Raw genomic sequence first — 17,593 nt, forward strand, 5'->3', positions numbered from 1 at the left:
CTCGTGAAGCTGGACTCCATGTACCAGGACGTGATCCTGGACCACTACAAGCACCCGCACGGACGCGGGCTGCGCGACGGCGACGCCGAGGTGCACCACGTCAACCCCACGTGCGGGGACGAGATCACGCTGCGGGTGCGCTACGACGGCGACACCGTCGCCGACGTCAGCTACGAGGGCCAGGGCTGCTCCATCAGCCAGGCCAGCGCCTCCGTGCTGAACGAGCTGCTGGTGGGCAAGGAACTGGGGGAGGCCCGGCGCGTCCAGGAGACGTTCCTCGAACTGATGCAGTCCAAGGGGCAGCTCACCCCGGACGACGCCATGGAAGACGTGCTGGAGGACGCGGTGGCTTTCGCCGGCGTCTCCAAGTACCCGGCGCGGGTCAAGTGCGCACTGCTGAGCTGGATGGCCTGGAAGGACGCCACGGCCCAGGCGCTGGGCGATTCCGCCGCGAAGGAGAGGACGGCATGACCGAGACGACCACCACCTCGCCGGCGAGCGAGGAAGAGGTCCACGAGGCGATGATGGACGTCGTCGACCCCGAGCTGGGGATCGACGTCGTGAACCTCGGCCTCGTCTACGGCGTCCACGTGGACGACGACAACACGGCCACCATCGACATGACGCTCACGTCGGCGGCGTGTCCGCTGACGGACGTCATCGAGGACCAGGCCAGGTCGGCCACCGAGGGCCTCGTGAAGGAACTCAAGATCAACTGGGTCTGGATGCCGCCGTGGGGTCCCGACAAGATCACCGACGACGGACGTGAGCAGCTCCGCGCGCTCGGCTTCAACGTCTGACGCCGCCGGTCTCCCCGGACCGCGCACCGCCGGCCGCCTCCGCCCCGACCAGGGGCCGGGGGCGGCCGTTCGCGTGCTCCGGCACGGTTGTGCGGCTCCGCCCCGGGGAGCCGTGTCCGGCTCATGTGTACGGTTGTACGTATCGGTGTGTACAGTTGTACGCATGGTGTACGCGACGCTCGGGGCCGCGATCCTCGCGGAAGTGCTGGCCACGACCTCCATGAAGTACAGCGACGGTTTCACACGGCTGTGGCCCTCGCTGGGCACCGCCGTCGGCTACCTCATCGCCTTCCTCCTGCTCGCCCAGGCGCTGAAGACGATGTCCGTGGGCACCGCCTACGCGATCTGGTCCGGGGCCGGCACGGCCGCCGTGGCGACGATCGGGATGGTGTTCATCGACGAACCGGTCACCGTGGCCCGGATCGCGGGCATCGTCCTCATCATCGCGGGCGTCGTCGTGCTCAACCTCGGGGCAGCGGCCCACTGATGCCCCGCCGCCACGACCCCCAGCGCCGGCAGCGCATCGTGGACGCCGCGATCCGGGTGGTGGGCACCCAGGGGCTGGCCGGGCTCAGCCACCGCGCGGTGGCCGCCGAGGCGGACGTGCCGCTCGGCTCGACCACGTACCACTTCGCCACCCTGGACGACCTCCTCGTCGCCGCTCTGCGGCAGGCGGGCGACGCCTGGCTGGCCGAGGCGGACGCGTGGGAGCGGGCGCTCCCGCGGGACGCCGCGCTGGACGAGGCCGTCCTGCGGCTCATGACGACGTGGCTGTGCGGGGACCGGCCCAAGCTGCTCCTGGAGTACGAGCTGTACCTCGCCGCCCTGCGCCACGAGCGGCTGCGTCCGCTGGCCTCGCACTGCCTGGACGGGCTCACGGCCGTCCTGCGCCGCCGCACGCCCGACGACGCCACCGCGCGGGCGCTCGCCGGGTACCTCGACGGCGCGCTGCTCCAGTGCCTGCTCACCGGCCGCGCGCTCGACGCCGCGGCGACGCGGGCGGCGCTGGCCCGGGTGGCCGGCCTGGCGGTCCCGGCTGCCCCGTCCGGCCCGTCCCGCCCGGCCGCCCCGTCCGGCCGGGAGTCTGAGCGCTGAGACCGGTTCGCGTCGGCGCCGGGCCTGCGGTTAGGTTTTCGGCATGACCGAAGCAGCCACCACCCGCACCACCGGCGCCGTCGGCGCCGGGCTCGCCACCGTCGCCGCCGACGGCACCGTCCTGGACACCTGGTTCCCCCACCCGCAGCTCACCGCCGAGCCCGGCCCGGCCGGCACCGAGCGGCTGAGCCCCGAGGCCGCCGCCGAGCTGCTCGGCGAGGCCGCGCCGCGCGCGCTGGGCCCCGACCCGCTGCGGGGCGTGGAGACCATCGCCGTGCGGACGGCCGTCGGGTCCCTGGACGCCAAGCCCGCCGACGCCCACGACGCCTACCTGCGGCTCCACCTGCTCAGCCACCGCCTCGTGCGGCCGCACGGGCTGAGCCTGGACGGCGTCTTCGGCCTGCTCGCCAACGTGGCGTGGACGAACCTCGGCCCGGTGCCCGTCTCCCGCCTGGAGGAGGTCCGGCTGGCCGCGCGCGCCGGGGGCCGCCACCTGGCGGTCACCAGTGTCGACAAGTTCCCCCGCATGACCGACTACGTCATGCCGGCGGGCGTGCGCATCGGCGACGCCGACCGGGTGCGGCTCGGTGCCCACCTGGCCGAGGGCACCACCGTCATGCACGAGGGCTTCGTCAACTTCAACGCGGGCACGCTCGGCACCTCCATGGTCGAGGGACGTATCAGCGCGGGCGTCGTCGTCGGCGACGGCTCCGACATCGGCGGCGGTGCCTCGATCATGGGCACCCTCTCCGGCGGCGGCAAGCAGACGATCTCCCTCGGCGAGCGCTGCCTGCTCGGTGCCGAGGCGGGCATCGGCATCTCGCTGGGCGACGACTGCATCGTGGAGGCCGGCCTCTACGTCACCGCGGGCACCCGCGTCGCGGTGCCCGACGGCCAGGTCGTCAAGGCGGCGGAGCTGTCCGGCGCGGACAACCTGCTGTTCCGCCGCAACTCCACCACCGGCGCCGTCGAGGCGCTGCCCCGCTCCGGTTCCTGGGGCGGCCTCAATGAGGCCCTGCACAGCCACAACTGACCGCCCGTGCGTCCCGGGGCGGCCGTGTGCGCGCCGCCCCGGGGCCCGGCTACCCTGGCGCGCATGAGTGATCTCGCGTCGGGAGCGCGCTACCTGGGCCGGGGGCTGCGCTGGGCGGGCGGGCACGGCCGGTGGTACGGGTTCGGACTGATCCCCGGGGCCATCGCGCTCGTCCTCTACGCCGCCGCCCTCGTCGTCCTCGCGCTGTACGCGGGCGACATCGCCGCCTGGGCCACCCCCTTCGCCGACGACTGGGCCGGGGCGTGGCGCACCTTCGTGCGGGTGTCCTTCGCCCTGCTGCTCTTCGCGGGCGGGCTGATGCTCGCCGTGCTGACCTTCACCGCCGTCACCCTCCTCATCGGCGACCCGTTCTACGAGGCGCTCTCGGAGAAGGTGGAGGAGTCCGAGGGCGGCGCCCCCGAGGGCCCCGACCGGCCGCTGTGGCAGGAGCTGTGGCGCTCCCTGTGCGACAGCCTCTACGTGCTGATGTGGGCGGTGGTCTGCGCGGTGCCGCTGTTCGTGCTCGGCTTCGTCCCCTTCGTCGGCCAGAGCGTCGTCCCCGCCGTGGGGCTGGCCGTCTCCGGGTTCTTCCTCACCGTCGAGCTGACCTCCGTCGCCCTCCAGCGCCGGGACGTGCCCGTGCGGGAGCGGATGCGCATGCTGCGGGCGCGCAAGGGGCTGGCGCTCGGGTTCGGGGTGCCGCTCGCGGTGTCGTTCCTCGTGCCGTTCGTGGCCGTCCTGCTCATGCCCGGCGCCGTCGCCGGGGCCACGCTGCTGGCCCGCGACCTCGCCGGGACGCCCGCGCCCCGGCAGCCCGGGCCCCACCCGGCGCAGCCGCGGGGAGGGGACGCCCCCGCCCGGTGACGCCGCGGGCCGGGTCCGGGGCGCCGGGAGCCGGACGCCGGGGAGCGGCCGGGCGGAGCCGGGGAGCACCCGGGCCCCGCCCGGCGTCCCGTCAGGGACGGAAGCGCAGCACCTGCGGGTCGTGGTCGCTGGCCTGGTCGGCGTACTCGGCGTTCACGTGCACGATGTCGTAGTCGTAGGAGCGGATGCCCGGCGAGACGAGCGTCTGGTCGAGGACCTGGGCGTTGCCCTGGAAGACGTACGTGTAGCGGTCCCAGAACGGCAGCGAGTACACCGCGCTGCGCAGCACGCCGCCGTCCGTCAGCGCCCGGGTGGTGCCGGAGAACTCGAAGTCGTTGATGTCGCCGAGCACCACGACGCGGGCCTTGCGCTCCACGGCCAGGACGTCCTTGACGAAGCCGTTCACCACCTCGGCCTGCCGGTGCCGCTGCGCCTCGGAGGAGCGGCTCGGCGGCTGGAACCGGGCGTGCAGCGCCTGGTCGCCGCCCTTGGACGCGAAGTGGTTGGCGATGACGATGACCGGCTTCCCGCGGAAGCGGAACTCGCCCGCCAGCGGCTTGCGGCTGTCCTCCCAGGCGGCGTCGCCCGGCGCGACGCGTCCGGGTGAGTGGGTCAGCGCCGCCCGGCCCCTGACCCTGGTCACGCCCGTCGGCGTGGTCGCGTCACCGCCCGCGCGGTCGGTGAAGGACACCCGGTCCGGGTCGAACAGGAAGACGTTGCGGATGTTGCCGCCGGGCTGGCCCCCGTCCTGCTTGTCCTGCGGGTCGATGCCGCGCCAGTCGTAGCGCGGGCCGCCCGCCGCGGCGATCGCGTCCGTGAGCCGCCGCAGCGTGGCACCGGCGGAGACGGTGCCGTCGTCGCGCGGCCCGGTGTCGTCCTGGATCTCCTCCAGGGCGACGATGTCGGGGGCGGCCAGGTCGCCGACGATGCCCCGGGCCAGCCGCTCGAACTTCGCGGCGTCGTCGGCGGGGGAGAGGTTCTCGACGTTGTAGGCGGCGACGGCCAGCTCGCTCCTGTGCTGCTTCCGCGTCGTCTCCGGGCGCGGCCCGCGCTCGCGCACCTCGCCCAGCTCCCGGGCGGCCAGCAGGTAGCCGCCGAACTGGTCGTAGTCCAGGGGGCCCTCGGTGGCACCGGCGAGGACGTCACCGGTGTCGGCCACCGGGAACGGCTCCTCGGCGGCGGGGGTCAGGGAGGTGATCTTCAGCCGCCCGGAGTTCTGCTCGTCGTAGCCGCCGTAGCGGGTGCCGCCGCGCGGCGTCGGGTTCTGCCACGGCTTCACCGTCACCCACAGGTCGTGGTAGGGCGACGTCGGGCCGACCACGCGTACGTCCGCCACGCGCACGTTCATGCCCTCCAGCGACTCGTAGCGGTCGAGGGCGTAGCGCTCCGGGCGCAGCGGCAGCCCGTCGATCGTGCCGTCCGCCGCGGCCGGGGGCGCGTATCGCTCGGGCACCGTGCGCGCGGTGAGCCGTACCGGCGCGGGCAGTTCGTGACCGGAGGAGACGACGGCCACGCGGTCGGCGGATATCTGGGTCACCGACTGGTTCCCGGAGGCCGTGCCGCCGTACACGTACTCGCCGACCCGCCCGCTGACCCGCACCAGGTCGCCGGGGGCGACGTCCGGCGCGGAGCCGGTGAAGACGAACACGCCCTCGCTGGTGGCCGGATCGCGGTCCGGGTCCGGGTCCTGGAGCCAGAACCCCCGCGAGCCGTAGGGGCGGACACCGGTGACGACGCCGGGCACGTCGGTGACCCGCAGCCCCGCCAGCGGCGAGGTGCGGGTGCTGCCCTGGACGTCGTGGACCCGGACGGCGGCCGAGCCCGGGTCCGCGCCCGGGGCCGGAGCCGCCGTGGCGGGCAGCGCCGCCGTCACCGCGGCGACGGTGCACGCGCCGAGCGCGGTGGCGGCCTGGGAGATGCGTCGAGTGGACAAGTGCGGTCCCTCCGAGGGGAGTGAGGACGGGGAAGGGGCGCGGAAGTGGTGCCGCGTGCGGTTCCCCACGTTGTTCTACGCGCGTAAAAATCGCCCAGCGCACCGGGGTTGTCAAGGCACGGCGGGTGGCCCGGGAGGGACGGCCGGGTGAACCCGGCGCGGTGCGGTGAAATCCGTCTACGCTGGGGCACGGCCCGTGATCCCCGTGCTGTCCCGCCCTGCCGAGGAGCCCCCTTCGATGACCGGTGACGACCGTCCCACCATGCCGCCCGTGCGGCTGCCCGCCGAGGCCGAACTGGCCCGGGACGCCCTCGCCGCCCCCCTGCTGAGCCGCGCCGCCGCCCTCGCCCGCTGGACCGGCGACGGGGTCGGCGTCACCGTCGCCGGGCGGCTCCCCGACGCGCGGCTCACCGAGGCCACCGCCCACCTCGGGCTCGGCGGCACGGAGGAGGGCCCCGAACTGACCGCCCTGGCCTGGGACGTGGCCGTCGAGACGGGCCTGGTCGAGCTTTCCGACGACGCCGACGCCCCGGGTGCCGCTCCCGGTGACGCCGACGCCCCCGACCCCGCGGCCGCCGGTCCCGGCGCCGGTGACACCGGCGACGCGGGACCGGACGAGCCGGGCGGGAGCGCCGGGCCCGGCGCCGTGCTGAAGCTGCTCACCTCGGGCGGACCGGCCGACGTGCTCGACCTGTGGCGCGACGTCTGGGAGGTGGCCATCGTGTTCGCCGCCGCCCCGGCCTTCGCCGACCTGCTCGCCGGAGCCGCCGGGCCCGACGGCGCGGAGGGACCCGACGGCGCGGAGCGGGCCGTCGGCGAGGACGGTCTCGTGGCGGAGCCGCGCACCATCGACCCGGACGCGCTGGACTGGGACGAGGAGGAGGCCGAGGACTTCCTCGACGCCGCCCTCGGCAACCTCTACCTGCTCACCGCGTCCGACCCCGCCGTCAGCGCGGGTGCCATGGTGCCGCTCCCCGTGCTGGCGGCCTCCATGGTCGTGCCCGACGAGTTCGACGGCGGCGAGCAGCCCACCGACGACGTGCTGGAGGAGGTCTCCGAGGTCATGATGCGCCTGGACGAGCAGCTCCGGCTGCTGGAGCCGTCCGGGGCGCTGGAGTACCGGCCGGTGGACGAGGCGCTGCTGGAGGAGGCCGACGACGCCCCCGCCGCCGTCCCGGCGGGCGAGGAGCTGCGGGACGAGGAGCTGACCCGGTACGGCATGCTCCGCTTCACCCCGCTCGGGCTGTTCGGCGAGCGGGCGCGCCTGCTCGACGCCGGCATCCCCGCGCCAGCCGTGGGAGATCTCGCCGACGCCGACGCGGGCGCCCTGCTCACCGCCGTCTCCGGATACCCCGAGGACCTGGCGCAGACGGAGCTGGAGCAGTGGCTGGCGGGCCGTCCGGCGTCCGAGGCCGCCCGCGCGCTGCTGGCGGCGGCCCGCGGCGCGGACCAGGACGCGCCGCGCCGCCGGCTGCTGTGCCAGCAGGGGCTGTCGGTGGTCGGCGCGGAGGCCGAACCGGCCCTGCGGGACGTGCTCGGCGATCCGGAGCTGGGCGGGCTCGCGCGGGTCTGGCTGGCCGAACGCGGCGCCGCCGACGTCCCCCCGCCGGGGGAGGACCTGATCTTCTGGCTGACGGTGGACACGCTCGCCGCGCAGCTCGACCCCGAGGACGCGACGGCCGCCTCCGCCGAACTGCGCGAGCTGATGACCGGGCTGGTGGCCCAGCACAGCGGCTTCTTCGACAAGGCGTGGCGCGTGGACCACCCGGCGACGGCCCGGGTGCTGGAGGCCATGGCACGGCTGCACCCGGACCGCGCGGTGGCCAAGGACGCCCGCAAGGCCGCGTACAAGGCCCGCACCCGCGCCGCCTGAGCCCCGGCCAGGTGCCGGGGCACGCGCCCGGGCGGAGCCGGGCCGCACCGGTGTCCGGTGCGGCCCGGCGCCTACAGCGCCTGGCCCGCGGGCTTGACCAGGCCGCGCACGGTGCGGGCGTCGAGGAACTGCCCGAGCGCCGTCATCTCCCACTCGCCGGAGAACTGCCGGACGAACTTGCACATGAGGACGGCCGTGCGCGGCTCGGCGTCGGTGAGGTCGAACCGCACCAGCTCCTGGCCGCGCTGGTCCAGCAGCCGGCAGTACGCCTTCGACACGTCGCTGAACTTCTGCCCGGTGAAGGAGTTGACGGTGAAGACCAGGCCGGTCACCTCCGGCGGCAGCCCGTCCAGGTGGACGGTGATCGTCTCGTCGTCCCCCGCGCCCTCGCCGGTGAGGTTGTCGCCCGAGTGCTGGATCGCCCCGCGCAGGATGTTCAGCTTGCCGAAGTAGCAGGCGTCGATCTTCTTGCGCTGCGCGTCGTAGGCGATGACGGAGGCGTCCAGGTCGATGCTCTTGCCCCGGTGGGCGGGCTCCCAGCCCAGGCCCATGACGAGGGAGGAGCGCAGCGGCTGGTTGTCCTTGACCAGCGAGACCGTCTGGTTCTTCTGGAGGTTCACCCGGCCCTTGTCCAGGTTGATCTTCCCGGCGCCCGGCGCGGCCGCCCCGGCGGGCACGGGCGGTGCGGCGGGCGCCGGGGGAGCGCCGGGCGCGCTGGCCTGGAGACCGGGCGGGGGCGCGGCGTGGGCGGCGGGCGCCGGCGGCACGGGCGGGGCCGGGGGCGCCGGGGGAGCCGACGGCGCGGCGGCGGGCGCCGGGGCCGGCTCCTCGACGCTGACGCCGAAGTCCGTGGCGATCCCCGCCAGGCCGTCGGCGTAGCCCTGGCCGACCGCGCGCACCTTCCACCCGCCGCCGCGCCGGTAGATCTCGACCAGCACCAGCGCCGTCTCCGGGCCCAGCTGCGGCGGCGTGAACGCGGCCAGCACCGCGCCGGACGCGGCGTCCCGGACCGTCCCCGTCGGCTCGGTGCCCGCGAAGGTCGCGCCGGGGCCGCCGGAGGCGTCCAGGCTGGCCGTCACGACGACCTTCTCGATCTCCGCGGGGACCGCCGCCGTGTCCACGGTGATCGTGTCGGTACCGCCGCTGCCGCTGTGGGTGACACCGGGCCCCGCGGGCTGGTTGTAGAAGACGAAGTCGTCGTCGGAGCGCACCTTTCCGTCGGCGCCGATCAGCAGGCCCGACACGTCCAGCCGTACCGGAGCGGCCACGTCCACGGCCACGCGGACGGCGGAGAGGGGAAGGTTCGAGCCAGGAGTCATAGCGGTCATGTCCGGGGTAACGACCGGCCGCGCCGCCCGGTTCCTCCCGCCACCGCCGCCCCGTGCACCCCGCGATTCCCGTGTGCCCCGTCCGTCCCGGAGTCGGGGCTCAGCCCGGCGGGTGCGCCGCCGCGGCCGGACGCGCCTCGGGCGTGACGGTGATGGCCGTCAGGTGCCCGTACACCACGACGTTGCCCAGGTAGCCGTCGGAGCGCGAATAACCGCCGCCGCACGTGATGAGCCGTATCTCCGCCCGGGAGGAGGGTCCGTAGACGCGGTCGTCGGGGAACGCGTCGCGGTCGTACACCTCTATGGCGTGCACCTCGAACTCCGCCGTCAGGCCGTCGGCCCGGTCCACGGCCACGGTGTTGCCCTTCTTCAGCGAGCCGAGGCCGTAGAACACGCTCGGGCCCGCCGCGCTGTCCACGTGCCCGGCGACGATCGCGGTGCCCCGGGTCCCGGGCGTCGCCCCCCCCTCGTACCAGCCGGTCAGGTTGGCGGCCTCCTGGGGCGGCACCTCCAGGCTGCCGTCCTCCTCCAGGCCCAGCGGCATCACCGCCGCGTCCACCTCTATGGCGGGGATGCGGACCCGCACCGGCTCGGAAGGCGGCAGCGGCACCATGGCCTGCGTGCCCGGGTCCGCGGTGGGGCCCTCCGAGGGCAGGGCGGCCTGCTCGGGGGACGGCTGCGGCGGCAGCTCCTCGCGGGGGCTGTGCTCGATGAGCCACACCCCGGCGCACAGCCCCATCGCGGTGAGGGTGGCCGCGATCGTCTCGCGGCGCCGCTGCGCTCGGTCCATCGCTTCCCTCCGGCTGCTCCTCGGCGGGTGCGTGCGGTGCGACCCGGGGGTCCGGGACGTTCGGGGCGGGCCGGTGGCCGCCCGTGGGCTGGTGGGCCGCCGGGGCCGGTCAGGACCGGTTCCGGCGCTGCTCGCGCTCGCGCCGGTGCAGCAGCCAGCTGCCGCCGGCCGCGGCGACGGCGAGCACCGCCGCGCCCGCGAGGAAGCGCACGGTCCCGGCGCCCGTGGTCCGCGCGTGCGCCGCCTCGGCGGGGTACGCGGCGAGGGCGAGGGCCGCGAGAGCGGCCACCGCCAGGGCGGCGGTGGTGAGGAGGCCGGCGTGCCGCATGCTGCCCCTCTCCCTCGCTTCGTCGCGGAGCGCGGTGTCCGCCGCGCCGTGGCACCACGAAACCCGGTCGCCCCGGCCCACGCGAGGTGACGGGGCCCGGCGTCCGCCCTCCGGCGGCGGGCCGCCGGGCATCGTCGCAGTTCAGCCCCGTCGCTGCGGCAACCGGGGGACCTGTGGCGAACGGGTGGTGCGCCGCGCGCCGCCCCGCCGCGCGGGCGGGCACCGGCACCCCCCGGGCCGGCACCGGGCCGCGCGGGGACGGCCCCGTCCGCGCGGCGGGGACGGCACCAGCCGTGCGGCGCCCGCGACACCGGTGCCGGGCGGCGCTGACCTGGCGCTATAAGCGCGCCTTCGGGTTCCGGGAAGAAGGGGGCCCATGGACAGCGGGGCGCATCCGTCGGAGAGTTAAGCCCATGCCGACTTCTCCGCCTGCCGCGTCGAGCGCCCGTCCGTCCTTCCCGCCCGCGCACCTCGGTGACGAGTTCACGCCGCGCACCACCTACCTGAACACCGCCTCCCACGGCCTGCTGCCCGCCCGTACCACGGCCGCGCTCGCGGCGGCCGTCGCGGAGATGGCCGAGGGCCGTGCCGACCTGGCCGTCTACGGGGAGCGGGCCGGGGAGGCCCGTGCGGCGTACGCGGGCGTCGTGGGGATACCCGCCGAGCGCGTCGCCCTCGGGTCCAGCGTGGCCGTGCACGTCGCGCTCGTCGCCCACGCGCTGCCCTCCGGCGCCGAGGTGCTGGCCGTGGACGGTGACTTCGCCTCCCTGGTCACCCCGTTCGCGGTGCGGCGCGACCTGAAGCTGCGCTCGGTGCCGCTGGAGGAGCTGGCCGGGGCCGTACGCCCCGGCACCGCGCTGGTGGCGGTCAGCGCGGCGCAGTCGGCCGACGGCCGCGTCGCGGACCTGGCGGCGGTCGGCGCGGCGGCGCGGGCCCACGGGGCGCGGCTCCTGGTGGACACCACCCAGTCCACCGGCTGGCTGCCCCTGGAACCGGACGTGGCGGACTACACGGTCTGCGGTGCCTACAAGTGGCTGCTGTGCCCGCGCGGCGTCTCCTTCCTCACGGTGCCCGGGGACGGCGGCGGCCTGGAGCCGCTGCACGCGGGGTGGGTCGCCGGCGAGGACCTGTGGAACAGCACCTACGGGCCGGTCACCGAGCTGGCCCGATCCGCGCGCCGCTTCGACGAGTCCCCGCCCCACCTGCCCTACCTGGGCGCCGCGGCCTCGCTCGGCCTGGTGGCCGGGCTGGGTGTGGAGGCGATCGGCCGGCACAACCGGGCGCTGGCCGCCCGCTTCCGCGCCGGGGTGGCCGGGCTGGGCCGCCCGGCGGTGCCCGCGGACTCCCCGATCGTCGCCGTGCCGGGCCTGGGGGCGGCCACCGGGGCGCTGGCGCGGGAGGGCATCCGCGTCGCCGACCGGGCGGGCCACCTGCGGGCCGCCTTCCACCTCTACAACACGGACGCCGACGTGGACCGGCTGCTGGAGGCGCTCGCCGCGCACGTCCGCTGACGCGGGTCCCGGGCCGGGGACGGACCGGGACGCGGCACGGCTCCGGGCCCGGTCACCGCCCCTGGCGAGGAGCAGTGGCCGGGCCCGGAGCCGTCCGGCGGCTGACCGGGCGGCCGCCACCGTCCGCGCGCTCACCCTCCGGCTGCGAGGCACCGGCAAGATGTCACACCGACGTGACGGTCACCGCGTCACCGCCCGTGCGGACCGTTCCGCCGCGACGTCAGTGCACCGGGGTGAAGTCCCGGGCGCCGATGAACTCCGGACGCCGCACCGGCGCCGCGAAGGGCTCGACGGCCGTGTTCTCGACGCTGTTGAAGACGATGAACACGTTGCTGCGCGGGTACGGCGTGATGTTGTCGGCCGAGCCGTGCATGCAGTTGCAGTCGAACCAGGTCGCCGATCCGGCCTGGCCGGTGAACAGCCGGATGCCGTGGGCGTCCGCGAACTTGGCGAGGGCCTCGTCCGAGGGCGTGCCCGCGTCCTGCATCTGGAGCGACTTCTTGTAGTTGTCCCGCGGCGTCTCCCCGGCGCAGCCGAGGAACGTCTTGTGCGACCCCGGCATGATCATCAGGCCGCCGTTGGTGGCGAAGTTCTCGGTGAGAGCGATCGACACCGACACGGTCCGCATGTTCGGCAGACCGTCCTCGGCGTGCCAGGTCTCGAAGTCCGAGTGCCAGTAGAACCCGCTGGCCCCGAACCCCGGCTTGACGTTGACCCGGGACTGGTGGACGTAGACGTCCGATCCGAGGATCTGCCGCGCCCGGCCCACGACCCGCGGGTCGCGGACCAGAGAGGCGAACACCTCGCTGATCCTGTGCACCTCGAACACGGACCGGATCTCCTGCGACTGCGGTTCGATGATCGAACGCTGGTCGGCGCGGATCGTCGGGTCCGAGATGAGCCTTTCCAGTTCCGCGCGGTAGCCCGTCACCTCGTCCGGGGTGATGAGCTGGTCGATGGCGAGGAACCCGTCCCGCTCGTAGTCCGCCAGGTCCCCGGCCGCGATGGGCCCGGGAGCGCCCGGGTCGGACCACACCACCGGGTCCTGCCGCGGGGTGGCCACCTCTGCGGCTCCCCGGGTCGGGTACAGGTCGGTGGTGCGCTCGGGTGCGGTGGTCATGGGAGTTTCCTTCCTCTCCTCTCGTACGGCCCTGTCTTTCTCGTTGGGATGTCGCCCGGCAGGTGCCCCTGTCGCGCAGTGTTCCCCGCGGGGGACGTTCCAAAGATGGGAAGTGCACCGCCGCGCCGTCCGGGCCCGGCGGTGCGCGGGTCAGTCGTCCTCGGTGAGCAGCGGGTAGACGCCGTTCTCGTCGTGGTCCTCACGGCCGGTCACCGGCGGGTTGAAGACGCACACCACGCGGAAGTCCGTCTTGGGGCGCAGCGTGTGCTTCTCGTGCCCGTTGAGCAGGTACATCGTCCCCGGGCTGATCCAGTGCTTCTCGCCGGTCTCGTCGTTGGTCAGCTCGGCTTCGCCCTCCACGCAGAGGACGGCCTCGATGTGGTTGGCGTACCACATGGAGGTCTCGGTACCCGCGTAGAGCACGGTCTCGTGCAGCGAGAAGCCGACCTTCTCCTTGGCCAGGACGAGCCGCTTGCTGCGCCATGTGCCGGAGGCCGACTTGATGTCGCGGTCGGTGTCCTCGATTTCCTGAAGGGAACGGACGATCACTGTTCGTGGTGCCTTTCTGCTCGTTCAGTTACGGGGCGGCCCGCCCCGGTACGGGGCGGGCCTGAGCGCGGTGCCGTGCGCGGTGGACGCGTCAGAGCGTCTCGCGGACGGCACGGGCGAGGATGCGCAGACCCTCGTCCAGCTCCTCCGGACTGATGGTGAGCGCGGGCAGCAGTTTGACGACCTCGCTCTCCGGTCCGGAAGTCTCCACCAGCAGGCCGAGCTCGAAGGCGCGGCGCGCGATGCGGGAGGCGGCGGCCTTGTCGGTCATCTCCATGCCCCACACCAGGCCCCGGCCGCGGTAGTCCGCCACGGCCTCGGGGTGCTCCCGGGCGATCTCGCTCATGGCCGACTCGACCTGCTCGCCGCGGGCCAGGGTCTGCTTCTCCATCTGGCCGTCGGCCCAGTACGTCTCCAGCGCCGCCGTGGCGGTGACGAAGGCGGGGTTGTTGCCGCGGAAGGTGCCGTTGTGCTCGCCCGGCTCCCAGATGTCCAGCTCCGGCTTGAAGAGGGTCAGCGACATGGGCAGGCCGTAACCGCTGATCGACTTGGAGACGGTGACGATGTCCGGGGTGATGCCGGCTTCCTCGAAGGAGAAGAAGGCACCGGTACGGCCGCAGCCCATCTGGATGTCGTCGACGATGAGCAGCATGTCGTGCCGCTCGCACAGCTCGGCGAGGGCGCGCAGCCACTCGGCGCGGGCGACGTTGATGCCGCCCTCGCCCTGCACCGTCTCCACGATCACGGCGGCGGGCTTGTTCAGGCCGGAGCCGGAGTCCTCCAGCAGCCGCTCGAACCAGATGAAGTCGGGCGTCTGGCCGTCGAGGTAGGCGTCGAACGGCATCGGCGTGCCGTGTACCAGCGGGATGCCCGCGCCGGCCCGCTTGAAGGCGTTGCCGGTGACGGCGAGCGAGCCCAGGGACATGCCGTGGAAGGCGTTGGTGAAGGACACGATGGACTCGCGGCCCTTGACCTTGCGCGCCAGCTTCAGCGCGGACTCGACGGCGTTGGTGCCGGTGGGGCCGGGGAACATGACCTTGTAGGGCAGGTCGCGCGGGCGCAGCACGACGTTCTGGAACGCCTCCAGGAACGCCCGCTTGGCGACCGTGGACATGTCCAGGCCGTGCGTGACGCCGTCGCGCTCGATGTAGTCGATCAGGGCGCGTTTGAGCACGGGGTTGTTGTGCCCGTAGTTCAGCGACCCCGCGCCGGCGAAGAAGTCGAGGTAGGTGTGACCGTCCTCGTCGTACATGTGGCTGCCCTGGGCGCGGTCGAAGATGGTGGGCCAGTTGCGGCAGTAGCCGCGCACCTCCGACTCCAGGGTCTCGAAGACGCTCAGGTCCGGCTGGGTGATGGTCACGGAAGGCTCCTGGGGAGTGAGTCGTGAAGAGTGAGGAAGTCTGGGGGCGGCGCGGCCTGTGCGGTGGCCGCGCGCGGGGCCCGTCGCCGGGCCGGTGGTGCGGCGGGCGCGGGTGTCAGCCCGGCGAGCCGACGAGGGTGCGGACCGGCCCGATCCGGTACAGCACCTCGGGCTCGTGGCCGTCGCCGGGGAACGCCTCGCCGTCGAACAGCACCTCGCGCTTCAGCTCGGCGCCGTGGCGCTCGGCGAAGGACGTGAAGAGGCGGTTGGAGGGGGCGTTGTCCGGGGTGACCGTCGTCTCGACGCGGTCGGCTCCGAGCTCCTCGGCGACCCGCGAGGCCAGCCCGTCCAGCATCGCGCCGGCCAGGCCGCGGCCCCGCTGGCCGTGGTCCACCGCCACCTGCCACACCAGCAGCGTCCGCGGCGCCTGCGGGCGGATGTAGCCGGTGATGAAGCCGACCGGCCCGCCGTCGCCGTCACGCGCCACCACGGACGTGGCGGCGAAGTCGCGGCACCACAGCAGGTAGCTGTAGGAGGAGTTGAGGTCGAGCACCTGGGAGTCGCGGGCGATCCGCCAGATCGCCGCACCGTCGTCCACCCGTGGCGTGTCGAGCTTGAGTCCCTCGGGCATTTCGATGAATTCGCTCTGGGCACGTGCATGGTCAGCTTGTGCGGGGGTCATGTCGATTCAATTTACCCAGGAAAAATTGAGATTGCATCGTGGAGAGGGGTTACGGACGCGAGGTGGCTGTGTTATCGCGCGCGGGCGCGCCTGTCGCCACCTGCTCCGGTAGAATGCCTGGTCATGTCGGTTATGCCGGGGCAAAACACCCCGGTTGTGGAGTGTGTCACAGGTGCATAACGACCGTGATGCCTGTCCGGAGCGAGGGGTTCCACCGCTCTCCAAGGTGGGGTGTTTAGGTTTAGCAAAAGCGGGAAGAAGAGTCACGGACGCCTAGGCTGAATATGAATTCTCAGCGTATTCGAAACCGTTGCTTCACGTAATCGCAGCCCTCCGGCAATTCGGCATCGGCCCGTCTCGCGGGCCCCGGAGCGGAGCCGCCCGTGTCCCGTCCGCGCTCCGGGTCCGGACCGGGACGGCCCAGCAGCCGCCCGAGTTCGGCCACGCTGCGTGACGTCTGGCTCTTGACGGTTCCCACCGAGACGCCGAGCGCGGACGCCGTGTCCCGCTCCGAGAGCCCGAACGCGTGGCGGAGCACGACGCAGGCGCGCCGGCCCCGCGGCAGCCGTGCGAGCGCCGCCCGGACGTCCAGCACGGAGGGCACGTCCGCGTCCTCGGCGTACTGCGGGCCCCCGGCCCAGAACAGGGCGACCCGCCGCCGTTCGCGCGCCCCGGCCCGGATGCGGGAGCGGGCCAGGTGCGCCACCACCCCGCGGGCGTAGGCCGCCGGGTGCCGGGCCGCACGCACCCGGTCCCACCGGTGCCACAGCGCGGCGAAGGCGTCGGCCGCCAGGTCCTCGCCCTCGCTCCCGTCGGCCAGGAGCCGGGCCGCCAGCCGGACCAGTTCCGCGTGGTGGCGCTCGTAGAAGGCGCGGAACTCGGCGTGCCGCTCCGCCTCGGCGCCGCTTCCGCCCGCGTCCGCCGGTGTGCCGTCCCCGTGTTCCCCGCGGCCGTCGTGCCCCACGCGACCTCCCCGACAATTTCCCGCTGCCGCTGCCGCTGCCGCTGCCGCTGCCGCTGCCGCCGCCGGGCGGCAGCGCCGCCGCGTTCCCGCGAGCCGGACATGCCCGCGCACGGCCACGGCTGTGCGCTTGTGTGCGAACGTAGGTATTCGCGCTTCGCAACCTGTGCGGAAACGTCGCAGTGGCGGGAGCCTAGCAGCGGCGGCGGGTTCCGGGGAGCGGCCTCGTACAGTGCTGGTATGAGGGAGAGCGCGGTGCTGCACATCACGGGACGGGTCCTGACCGGCCCCGAGGACGTCACCGGCGAACTGTGGGTGGTGGACGGCCGGGTCACGTTCGAGCGGCCCCCGGCCGCCACCCGCGTCACCACCGTGCGGGGCTGGGCGCTGCCCGGTCTCGTGGACGCCCACTGTCACGTCGGCCTCGACGCGCACGGCGCGGTGGACGAGGCCACCAGCGAGCGCCAGGCGCTCACCGACCGCGACGCGGGCACCCTGCTGATCCGCGACGCGGGCTCCGCCGCCGACACCCGCTGGATCGACGCCCGCGAGGACCTGCCGCGCGTCGTCCGGGCCGGCCGGCACATCGCCCGCACCCGCCGCTACATCCGCAACTACGCGCACGAGATCGAGCCCGAGGACCTGGTCGCGTACGTGCGGCGGGAGGCGCGCCGGAGCGACGGCTGGGTCAAGCTCGTCGGGGACTGGATCGACCGGGAGGCCGGGGACCTGGCCCCCTGCTGGCCGCGCGGTGCGGTGCGGGCCGCGATCGCGGCGGCCCACGAGGAGGGCGCCCGGGTCACCGCGCACTGCTTCGCCGAGGACTCCCTGCGCGATCTCGCCGAGGCGGGCATCGACTGCGTGGAGCACGCCACCGGGCTGACCGAGGAGACGATTCCGCTGTTTGCGGAGCGGAACATCGCCATCGTGCCCACCCTCGTCAACATCGCGACGTTCCCGCACCTCGCGGACGGGGGCGAGAAGAAGTTCCCGCGCTGGGCCGACCACATGCGGCGGCTGCACGCGCGGCGGTACGCGACGGTGCGGGCCGCCTACGACGCGGGCATCCCCGTCTTCGTCGGCACGGACGCCGGGGGCTCGCTCGCGCACGGCCTCGTCGCCGCCGAGGTCGCCGAGCTGGTGCGGGCGGGCATCCCGGCGCGGGACGCGCTCGCGGCGACGGCCTGGGGCGCGCGGGCGTGGCTGGGCCGCCCAGGACTGACCGAGGGCGCCCCCGCCGACCTGGTCGTCTACGACAGCGACCCGCGCGCCGACGTCTGTGTGCTCGCCGCCCCGCGGCGCGTGGTCCTGCGCGGGCGGATCGTGCGCTAGCGCCGCCGGAGGCGCCCCGCCCGCCGGGGCGGAA

Annotated in this window: 18 protein-coding genes; 9 read left to right on the forward strand and 9 right to left on the reverse strand. The window is 74.3% G+C overall.

Annotated elements, in window-relative coordinates; genetic code table 11:
- Positions 1–3 precede the first annotated feature (3 nt).
- From sufU to V1J52_RS20745, 6 genes are all read left to right on the forward strand, one after another.
- Positions 4–471, forward strand: coding sequence for a Fe-S cluster assembly sulfur transfer protein SufU (sufU, locus tag V1J52_RS20720; protein ID WP_330141420.1), 468 nt, complete (start codon positions 4–6; stop codon positions 469–471).
- Positions 468–800, forward strand: a complete 333-nt coding sequence (locus V1J52_RS20725; RefSeq protein ID WP_330141421.1) for a metal-sulfur cluster assembly factor — start codon at positions 468–470, stop codon at positions 798–800. Before sufU ends, V1J52_RS20725 begins: the two co-directional genes overlap by 4 nt.
- Before the next feature lie 163 nt (positions 801–963).
- The gene (locus V1J52_RS20730; protein WP_330141422.1) at positions 964–1,287 is read left to right on the forward strand and encodes a DMT family transporter; all 324 of its coding nucleotides are present in this window, start codon (positions 964–966) and stop codon (positions 1,285–1,287) included.
- Complete coding sequence (locus V1J52_RS20735) at positions 1,287–1,895, forward strand: TetR/AcrR family transcriptional regulator (protein WP_330141423.1); 609 nt, start codon at positions 1,287–1,289, stop codon at positions 1,893–1,895. The genes V1J52_RS20730 and V1J52_RS20735 overlap by 1 nt, the downstream gene beginning before the upstream one ends.
- 43 nt (positions 1,896–1,938) lie before the next feature.
- On the forward strand, positions 1,939–2,928 hold the full coding sequence (gene dapD, locus V1J52_RS20740) for a 2,3,4,5-tetrahydropyridine-2,6-dicarboxylate N-succinyltransferase (RefSeq protein WP_330141424.1): 990 nt from the start codon (positions 1,939–1,941) through the stop codon (positions 2,926–2,928).
- Positions 2,929–2,991: 63 nt separating this feature from the next.
- The gene (locus tag V1J52_RS20745) at positions 2,992–3,792 is read left to right on the forward strand and encodes an EI24 domain-containing protein (RefSeq protein WP_330141425.1); all 801 of its coding nucleotides are present in this window, start codon (positions 2,992–2,994) and stop codon (positions 3,790–3,792) included.
- A 91-nt stretch (positions 3,793–3,883) separates the two neighbouring features.
- On the opposite strand, the gene V1J52_RS20750 is transcribed toward V1J52_RS20745, so the two are convergent.
- Positions 3,884–5,725, reverse strand: coding sequence for a DUF8508 domain-containing protein (locus tag V1J52_RS20750; protein ID WP_443075884.1), 1,842 nt, complete (start codon positions 5,723–5,725; stop codon positions 3,884–3,886).
- Between the two features lie 238 nt (positions 5,726–5,963).
- Here V1J52_RS20750 and V1J52_RS20755 point away from each other — a divergent pair, with 238 nt between their 5' ends.
- Positions 5,964–7,598: a hypothetical protein gene (locus tag V1J52_RS20755; RefSeq protein WP_330141426.1), complete on the forward strand. Its 1,635-nt coding sequence runs from the start codon at positions 5,964–5,966 to the stop codon at positions 7,596–7,598.
- Positions 7,599–7,669: 71 nt separating this feature from the next.
- On the opposite strand, the gene V1J52_RS20760 is transcribed toward V1J52_RS20755, so the two are convergent.
- From V1J52_RS20760 to V1J52_RS20770, 3 genes are all read right to left on the reverse strand, one after another.
- On the reverse strand, positions 7,670–8,917 hold the full coding sequence (locus V1J52_RS20760; protein ID WP_330141505.1) for a TerD family protein: 1,248 nt from the start codon (positions 8,915–8,917) through the stop codon (positions 7,670–7,672).
- 109 nt (positions 8,918–9,026) lie between these two features.
- Entirely contained in the window at positions 9,027–9,716 is a 690-nt protein-coding gene (locus tag V1J52_RS20765) for a class F sortase (protein WP_443075885.1), read from the reverse strand.
- Positions 9,717–9,825: 109 nt separating this feature from the next.
- A complete protein-coding gene (locus V1J52_RS20770) occupies positions 9,826–10,044 on the reverse strand; it encodes a hypothetical protein (protein WP_330141427.1) in 219 nt (72 codons plus the stop codon).
- A gap of 413 nt (positions 10,045–10,457) precedes the next feature.
- Between V1J52_RS20770 and V1J52_RS20775 the strand changes: the two genes are divergently transcribed.
- Complete coding sequence (locus tag V1J52_RS20775; protein WP_330141428.1) at positions 10,458–11,555, forward strand: aminotransferase class V-fold PLP-dependent enzyme; 1,098 nt, start codon at positions 10,458–10,460, stop codon at positions 11,553–11,555.
- Between the two features lie 220 nt (positions 11,556–11,775).
- On the opposite strand, the gene thpD is transcribed toward V1J52_RS20775, so the two are convergent.
- The 5 genes from thpD to V1J52_RS20800 all read right to left on the reverse strand — a co-directional run bounded on the left by thpD (position 11,776) and on the right by V1J52_RS20800 (position 16,230).
- Positions 11,776–12,675, reverse strand: coding sequence for an ectoine hydroxylase (thpD, locus tag V1J52_RS20780; RefSeq protein WP_330141429.1), 900 nt, complete (start codon positions 12,673–12,675; stop codon positions 11,776–11,778).
- 150 nt (positions 12,676–12,825) lie between these two features.
- On the reverse strand, positions 12,826–13,224 hold the full coding sequence (locus tag V1J52_RS20785; RefSeq protein WP_330141430.1) for an ectoine synthase: 399 nt from the start codon (positions 13,222–13,224) through the stop codon (positions 12,826–12,828).
- 91 nt (positions 13,225–13,315) lie between these two features.
- A complete protein-coding gene (ectB, locus tag V1J52_RS20790) occupies positions 13,316–14,584 on the reverse strand; it encodes a diaminobutyrate--2-oxoglutarate transaminase (protein ID WP_330141431.1) in 1,269 nt (422 codons plus the stop codon).
- A gap of 115 nt (positions 14,585–14,699) precedes the next feature.
- Complete coding sequence (gene ectA / locus V1J52_RS20795) at positions 14,700–15,215, reverse strand: diaminobutyrate acetyltransferase (protein WP_330141432.1); 516 nt, start codon at positions 15,213–15,215, stop codon at positions 14,700–14,702.
- Positions 15,216–15,558: 343 nt separating this feature from the next.
- Entirely contained in the window at positions 15,559–16,230 is a 672-nt protein-coding gene (locus tag V1J52_RS20800) for a SigE family RNA polymerase sigma factor (RefSeq protein ID WP_330141433.1), read from the reverse strand.
- A gap of 237 nt (positions 16,231–16,467) precedes the next feature.
- On the opposite strand from V1J52_RS20800, the gene V1J52_RS20805 reads away from it, so the two are divergent.
- Positions 16,468–17,559 carry an amidohydrolase family protein gene (locus tag V1J52_RS20805; RefSeq protein ID WP_330141434.1) on the forward strand — a complete coding sequence of 364 codons (1,092 nt, stop codon included), beginning with the start codon at positions 16,468–16,470 and terminating at the stop codon, positions 17,557–17,559.
- Positions 17,560–17,593 lie beyond the last annotated feature (34 nt).

Source organism: Streptomyces solitudinis, from assembly GCF_036323765.1.
In the GTDB taxonomy this organism is placed as follows: Bacteria; Actinomycetota; Actinomycetes; order Streptomycetales; family Streptomycetaceae; genus Streptomyces.